General features: G+C 53.4%; 5 protein-coding genes. All 5 read left to right on the plus strand.

Annotation, left to right across the window (positions count from 1 at the left end; genetic code table 11):
• Positions 1 to 33 precede the first annotated feature (33 nt).
• The 5 genes from CIK92_RS10805 to CIK92_RS13490 all read left to right on the plus strand — a co-directional run bounded on the left by CIK92_RS10805 (position 34) and on the right by CIK92_RS13490 (position 7,459).
• The gene (locus CIK92_RS10805) at positions 34 to 1,209 is read left to right on the plus strand and encodes a DUF4105 domain-containing protein (protein WP_371591396.1); all 1,176 of its coding nucleotides are present in this window, start codon (positions 34 to 36) and stop codon (positions 1,207 to 1,209) included.
• Entirely contained in the window at positions 1,206 to 2,609 is a 1,404-nt protein-coding gene (locus CIK92_RS10810) for an alkaline phosphatase family protein (protein ID WP_094385003.1), read from the plus strand. Before CIK92_RS10805 ends, CIK92_RS10810 begins: the two co-directional genes overlap by 4 nt.
• Positions 2,610 to 2,890: 281 nt before the next feature.
• On the plus strand, positions 2,891 to 6,232 hold the full coding sequence (gene secA, locus CIK92_RS10820) for a preprotein translocase subunit SecA (RefSeq protein WP_094389082.1): 3,342 nt from the start codon (positions 2,891 to 2,893) through the stop codon (positions 6,230 to 6,232).
• Between the two features lies 1 nt (position 6,233).
• Entirely contained in the window at positions 6,234 to 6,938 is a 705-nt protein-coding gene (locus CIK92_RS10825) for an ABC transporter ATP-binding protein (protein ID WP_094389083.1), read from the plus strand.
• A 59-nt stretch (positions 6,939 to 6,997) separates the two neighbouring features.
• Positions 6,998 to 7,459 (plus strand): hypothetical protein, encoded by a 462-nt coding sequence (locus CIK92_RS13490; protein WP_144289407.1) that lies wholly within the window; start codon positions 6,998 to 7,000, stop codon positions 7,457 to 7,459.
• Positions 7,460 to 7,499: the final 40 nt, after the last annotated feature.

Genomic DNA, 7,499 nt, shown 5'->3' on the forward strand with positions numbered 1-7,499 from the left:
ACATTTTTGAAGACCGTGTTGTTGACATTTTTGGTGTCTTTGACATGCGTTACCAGTAGGGCTGTAGAGTCTGCCGATTCGGTGGACATCGCGCTGCTTACCTGTGGGCCGGGCGACGAGGTCTATTCGCTCTACGGCCATACAGCCATCCGTTATACCGACCATCGCACGGGCGAGGATATGGTCATCAATTACGGTATGTTCTCTTTCAATCAGGACTATTTTGTCCTGAGGTTCGTCTTTGGACTTACTGATTATCAGATGGGCATCACGCCTTTCGATTATTTCATGCGCGAGTATCAGTATGAAGGCCGTTGGGTCTACCAGCAGACCCTTAACCTCACCGCTGAGCAGAAGCGTGCCATCGGTGAAGCCCTTGCCCGCAATTATCTGCCTGAAAACCGTACCTATCGTTATAATTTCTTCTATAACAACTGTACGACCAAGGCCCGCGATGTCATTGTGGGTCAGTTGGGTTGCGACATAGAATATCCTCAGCGCAACCTTGACGGTGTGACCTTCCGCACTATGCTTCACCAGTGGAATGAAGACTATCCCTGGAGCCGATTGGGCAATGATTTGCTCCTCGGTGTCAAAGCCGACCGGCAAGTCTCTATGGCTGAGCGTCAGTTCCTGCCCGACAGTCTGCGCGAGGATTTTGAAGATGCTTATCTGCGGCTTCCCTCTGGTGAGCGTCGCAAGCTGGTCTCAGACAGTCGTATGCTCTATGAACCATCGTTGTCGCAACTGGCTGAAAAGCAAGATGCAGAGTCTGGCTTTGCGGCGGCGATGCCTCCTATGGCTGTGGCCCTTGCGGTGCTGATGGTCATGATTGTCGTCACCATCATCGAGTGGCGCACCCGCCGCATCCTCTATGGGCTCGACATCCTGTGGCTTCTCGCTACGGGTGTGGGAGGAATCATCCTGACAGCCATGATTTTCTCGCAGCATCCCACGGTGAGCCTTAATTTCCAGATACTGATACTCTCTCCGCTCTGCCTTATAGCCCTCTGGCCCGTAGTGCGTTCACTGCGACGCCGCCAGTTCGGCAGATGGCTGTGGGTGATAGCCGGGTCACTGGCATTGTCACTTTTTATGGGCATTTGGCAAAAATATGATGCAGCAATATGGACTTTGGCATTATCTTTGCTGTTTAGAGTTGCAGTACTCTATAACTGGTGTAAACGAACAAAACAAACAACCGCATGAATAAATGTCTGACAGCGATATTGCTCGCACTCTCAGCTACCGCCTCGGCCCAGCGGCTGCAGCCGGCGCCCCGCCTCGTGGTCAATATCACCATCGACCAGTTGCGTACTGATTATATACAGGCTTTCGCTCCTCTCTACGGTCCCGACGGATTCAAGAAACTTCTGTCCGAAGGGCGTGTCTATGAGGCCGCAAGCTACGACTTTCTTCCCATTGACCGTGCCTCGGCTGTGGCGTCTATCAGTTCGGGCACTACACCTTATTATAATAATATAGTAAGCTCGCAATGGCTTGACCGAGCCACGCTGCGCCCCGTCTATTGCGTGGCAGACAGCAAGGTGGGTACTTCGCCGCGCCTGCTTTCCACTTCTACCATAGGCGACGAGCTCAAGGTGGCTACTGGCGGCTCTGCGCTCGTCTATGCCCTCGCTTTCAGCCGTGATGCCGCCGTCCTCTCTGCCGGTCATGCTGCCGACGGAGCCGTGTGGGTCGACGACAACCGTGGCGTGCTTGCCACCTCGGCCTATTATCCGCAGAAGGCGCATAAGTGGCTCAATGCCTACAATGCCGTCTATTCGCAGCGCGCGTCGGATGACCGCACCAAGAACCTTGCCGTAGCCCATGCAGCTCAGGCTTGCGTGGTGGAGCAGGCTATGGGGCGCGATGCCGTGACTGACTATCTCGCCGTAACGCTCTCTGCCAAAGGGCGCGGCGCAGCCAACTGGCAGACAGATATGGAGGGCGTGTACATCAAGCTCGACCAACTGCTGGGCGACCTTGTGGCTGGCATCGAGAAACAGGTAGGTAAGGAGCATGTGCTGTTTGTGGTGACCAGCACGGGCTATACCGATGAAGAGAATGTAGATTATTCCAAATACAATGTGCCCACCGGCACGTTCTACATCAACCGTACCGCCAATCTGCTCAACATCTATCTCGGTGCTGTTTATGGCCAGGGTAGATATGTTGAAGCCTGTTATCACAACGAAATCTATCTGAATCACAAGCTGATAGAGCAGAAACGTATCAGCCAGAGCGAGGTGCTGGTGCGTTGTCAGGAGTTCCTTATCCAGAACTCGGGAGTGCGCGATGTCTATACCACCAACAGCCTTCTCAATGCGGGCGGCGATACACGCAAACTGCGTAACGGCCATCATCCCGCCATCAGCGGCGACATTGTGGTCGAGGTGGCTCCAGGTTGGCAGTTGTATAACGAAGACAATCAGGAACGCTACACTTGTCGTGCTTCGTTTGTGCCGTTCCCCATCATATTCTATGGCGCCGGAACCCCGGCAGAGCACATCAATACCCCGGTAAGCGTGGAGCATATCGCACCCACCATTGCCAAGGCCATACGCATCCGGGCTCCCAATGCCTGTAAGTCAGAACCCTTGTTCTGACGTTTTTCCTGCAACCTCTGTCGGCGGCAATGCCGTGACGTCGACAGAGGTTACAGGCTTTGTTTTCCCCTTGTTTATTATAGCCATTCCCAAGGTGTCTTTGCGGGTGCCTGCATCGATAGATATGTAAGTGTAGGCGCTTGAGCCCTTGCAGTATGGCACAAAAATGATTGCAGACATCACTGCGTGTGATTAAAATACGGCAAATAGTGCATAATTGTACGAAAATATTCGTACCTTTGCACATGATTATCAAGATAATAAATAAAATAATATAAGCAATGAATTTCAACAAAATTCTGAAGTCGCTGTTTGGAGACAAGTCCACCCGCGACATGAAACTCATCCAGCCCCTTGTAGAAAAGGTAAAGGAAGCGTACCCTGCCATCAAGGCCTTGAGCAACGACGAACTGCGTGCCAAGACCAAGGAGATACAGAAGTATGTGCAGGATGCTGCCCTGACTGAGAAAGAGCAGATAGCCAAGTTGCGTGCCACCATCGAGGAAACTCCTATTGATGAGCGTGAGAAGATTTTCAACAAGATAGACAGTCTTGAGAAGGACGCGCTCGAGAAGTATGAAAAGGCTCTCAACGATGTTATGCCTATTGCCTATAGCATCGTCAAGGATACCGCCCGCCGCTTTGCCGAGAACGAGGAGACTGTGGTTACTGCCAACGACTTCGACCGTGAACTGGCTGCCAATCCTGCCAACGACTTTATCACCATCGATGGCGACAAGGCCATTTACCACAACGTGTGGACAGCCGGAGGTAACAAGGTGAAGTGGGATATGGTACACTACGATGTGCAGATTTTCGGTGGTATCGCCCTCCATCAGGGTAAGATTGCCGAGATGGCTACTGGTGAGGGTAAGACTCTTGTGGCTACTCTGCCAGTATTCCTCAATGCGCTCACCGGCAATGGTGTACACATGGTGACCGTCAATGACTACCTGGCCAAGCGTGACTCCGAGTGGATGGGCCCACTCTATATGTTCAATGGACTTAGTGTAGATTGTATCGATAAGCACCAGCCCAATTCTGAGGCCCGTCGCAAGGCTTATCAGGCTGATATTACCTTCGGTACCAACAATGAGTTCGGCTTCGACTATCTGCGTGACAATATGGCTGTTTCGCCTGCCGACCTTGTGCAGCGCCGCCACAACTACGCCATCGTCGATGAGGTCGACTCGGTGTTGATTGACGATGCCCGTACCCCACTTATCATCTCTGGCCCTATCCCCAAGGGCGACGACCAGATGTTCGAGCAGTTCCAGCCCCTCGTTGAGCGTCTCTATGAAGTTCAGCGCAAGCAGGCTACCGAACTCCTTGCCGAGGCACGCCAGAAAATCAGCGCCGCAGAGAAAGAGGCTGATGCCAAGAAGGCTCAGGAGTTGCAGGCTGAGGGCTTCCTCGCTCTTTTCCGTTCCTTCAAGGCTCTTCCCAAGAACAAGGCACTTATCAAATATCTCTCTGAGGATGGCATCAAGTCTGGTTTGCAGCGTACCGAGGAGATGTATATGGAGAACAACAACCGCCGTATGCCCGAGGCCGTCAAGCCTCTCTATTTTGTGGTAGACGAGAAGCTCAACAGTGCCGACCTTACCGATAAGGGAACTGCATGGCTCGCCGCCCAGGTCAATGATGACAAGCTCTTTGTATTGCCCGACATCACTTCTCAGATGTCTGCGCTTGAGAGCCAGACCGGTATCTCCGACCAGGAGCGCCTGGACAAGAAGGACGAGTTGCTTGCCCACTATGCATTGCAGAGTGAGCGCGTGCATACTCTCCAGCAGTTGCTCAAGGCTTACACCATGTTCAACAAGGATGACGAGTATGTCGTTATCGATGGCCAGGTCAAGATTGTTGATGAGCAGACAGGCCGTATCATGGAGGGTCGCCGTTGGAGCGATGGTCTCCACCAGGCTGTTGAGGCCAAGGAGCATGTCCGTGTTGAGGCTGCCACCCAGACCTTTGCCACTATCACCCTGCAGAACTACTTCCGTATGTATCACAAGCTCTCCGGTATGACCGGTACTGCTTCTACTGAGGCAGGCGAGTTCTGGGATATCTACAAGCTCGATGTTGTCGAGATACCTACCAACCGTCCTGTCGCACGTATCGATATGGACGACCGTCTCTACAAGACCAACCGCGAGAAGTATCGTGCCGTCATCGAGGAAATCGAGGAGATGCGCAACGCCGGACGTCCCTGTCTGGTGGGTACCACTTCGGTAGAAATCTCCGAGTTGCTGAGCCGTATGCTCACCCTTCGCAAGATACCCCACGAGGTGCTCAATGCCAAGAACCACTTGCGTGAGGCCCACATCGTGGCCCAAGCCGGACAGAGCGTCAATGGACTGGGCGCCGTGACCATTGCCACCAATATGGCTGGTCGTGGTACCGACATCAAGCTCTCCCCCGAGGTCAAGGCTGCTGGTGGTCTTGCCATCATCGGTACCGAGCGCCACGAGAGCCGTCGTGTAGACCGCCAGCTGCGTGGTCGTGCCGGCCGTCAGGGCGACCCCGGTTCGTCTGTTTTTTATGTATCTCTCGAAGACAAACTCATGCGCCTCTTCGCTTCCGAGCGTATCGCCAAGATTATGGACCGCATGAAGATTGAGGACGGAGAGCGTATCGAGTCGCCTATCATGTCGCGCGCCATCGAGTATGCCCAGAAGAAGGTCGAGGAGAACAACTTTGGTATCCGTAAACACCTGCTTGAGTACGATGATGTGATGAACAAGCAGCGTACTGTTATCTACGACAAGCGCCGTCATGCACTGATGGGTGAGCGCATCGGTATGGATGTCGCCAACATCATCTGGGATCGTTGCGTGTCTATCATCGAGAACAACGACTACGAAGGTTGCAAGGAAGGCTTCCTTAAGGTTCTTGCCATGGAGTGCCCCTTCACCGAGGAAGAACTTCTCGCCGGCAAGCGCGATGATTTGGCTGAGCGCGCATTCCAGGAGGCTATGGCTTCATTCAAGCGCAAGAACGAGCGTATGCAGAGCATTGCCTACTCCGTAATCAGCGACCTCTATCAGGCCCATGGCGACCGCATCGAGCGCATTGCCGTTCCAGTGACCGATGGCCGCCATATCTACCAGATACCTTGCAACTTCAACGCTGCTTATACCTCTGAGTGCAAGGAGGTGGTCAAGGAGTTTGAGAAGTATATCGTCCTCCATACCATCGATGACGAGTGGAAGGAGCACCTTCGCCAGCTCGACGAGTTGCGCCACAGTGTGCAGAACGCCACTTACGAGCAGAAAGATCCGCTTCTCGTGTTCAAGCTCGAGAGTGCCAAGCTCTGGGATGCCATGATCGACGACCTCAACAACCGTGTGGCCTCAGTCCTCATGCGTGGTCAGGTGCCCGAGTTGCAGCAGCCTGTACAGGAGGCAGCCCCCGAGGAGCGTTCCCAGCGTTACAATGAGCAGAAGATGGACCTCGACGAGCAGGCCCAGCGCAGCGCTGCTCAGCGCGATACCCGTGAGGGAGCTGACCAGGTCAACCACACGCCTTTCGTAGCTCAGAAGATGCCACGTCCCAATGACCCATGTCCCTGCGGTTCGGGCAAGAAGTTCAAGAATTGCCACGGACGCAATCTCCGATAATATGATTGAAGCCAAAGACTTGCTGAAGCAATTCGGCGAAAAGATAGCAGTAGACATCCCGTCGTTTGTTATCAACGACGGAGATGTCCTCGGACTCGTCGGCAACAATGGTGCCGGAAAGACCACATTCTTCCGACTTATCCTTGACCTGCTCGACGCCGACCGGGGTTCGGTCACCATCGATGGAGCCAACCCTGCCGAGAGCGAAGACTGGAAAGCGGGTGTAGGAGCTTATATTGACGAGGGTTTCCTTATCGATTTCCTTACCCCCGAAGAGTATTTCGAGTTTGTCGGCAAGGTCAACGGCATGAGCCGCGACCAGGTTGCCGAACGGCTGACAGGCTTTGAGCGCTTTATGGCTGGCGAGGTGATGGGGCAGAAGAAGTACATACGCGATTTCTCTGCCGGCAACAAGCAGAAGGTGGGCATCGTCTCAGCCCTGCTCAGCCGCCCAAAGACCGTCATTCTCGATGAGCCGTTCAACTTCCTCGACCCGTCAAGCCAGATACTGCTCAAGAAACTCCTTGTTGATTATGCCGCCCAGGAGCATGCCACCATACTGGTGAGCAGCCACAATCTGCAGCACACCATCGACATCTCTACGCGAGTGGCTCTCTTGGAGCATGGCCAGATTATCAAGGACTTGCCCAATGAGGGAGGTAGCGCCGAGAGCGAGTTGGAGAGCTACTTTGAAGTGAGCGAATAGCCGTCTTTAGGTTTCACCCTATACCGTTATCCCCATAGATGTAGGTACTGCCTGCCTCTATGGGGATTATTGTTTCTGCATGTCCGACTTCCGAGCATGTCTCTGCCGATGCCGAGCATGTCTCTGTCGGTGCCGAGCATGTCTCTACCGATGTCGAGCATGTCTCTGCTGATGCCGAGCATGTCTCTGTCGATGCCGAGAATGTCTCTGTCGGTGCCGAGCATGTCTCTGTCGATGCCGAGCATGTCTCTGTCGGTGCCGAGCATGTCTCTACCGATGTCGAGCATGTCTCTGCTGATGCCGAGCATGTCTCTGTCGATGCCGAGCATGTCTCTGCCGATGCCGAGCATGTCTCTGCTGGTTCCGATCAAGCCTGTCTGCCCGCCGGCACTGTCCACGCTTTCGCTATGCATGCCTTTGGTTATCTGGCGATTAACCCAAATCGGTCATTAGAAAAAGTTTCTTGTCATTTTCTAATGACCGCCATTAGAAAAATAGCTTTGTATATGCTTGATTCATAAATATTTACTAACTTTACCACGAAAAAAAGAATATACTCCG

Source organism: Prevotella sp. P4-67 (assembly GCF_002251325.1).
Classification (GTDB): Bacteria; Bacteroidota; Bacteroidia; order Bacteroidales; family Bacteroidaceae; genus Prevotella.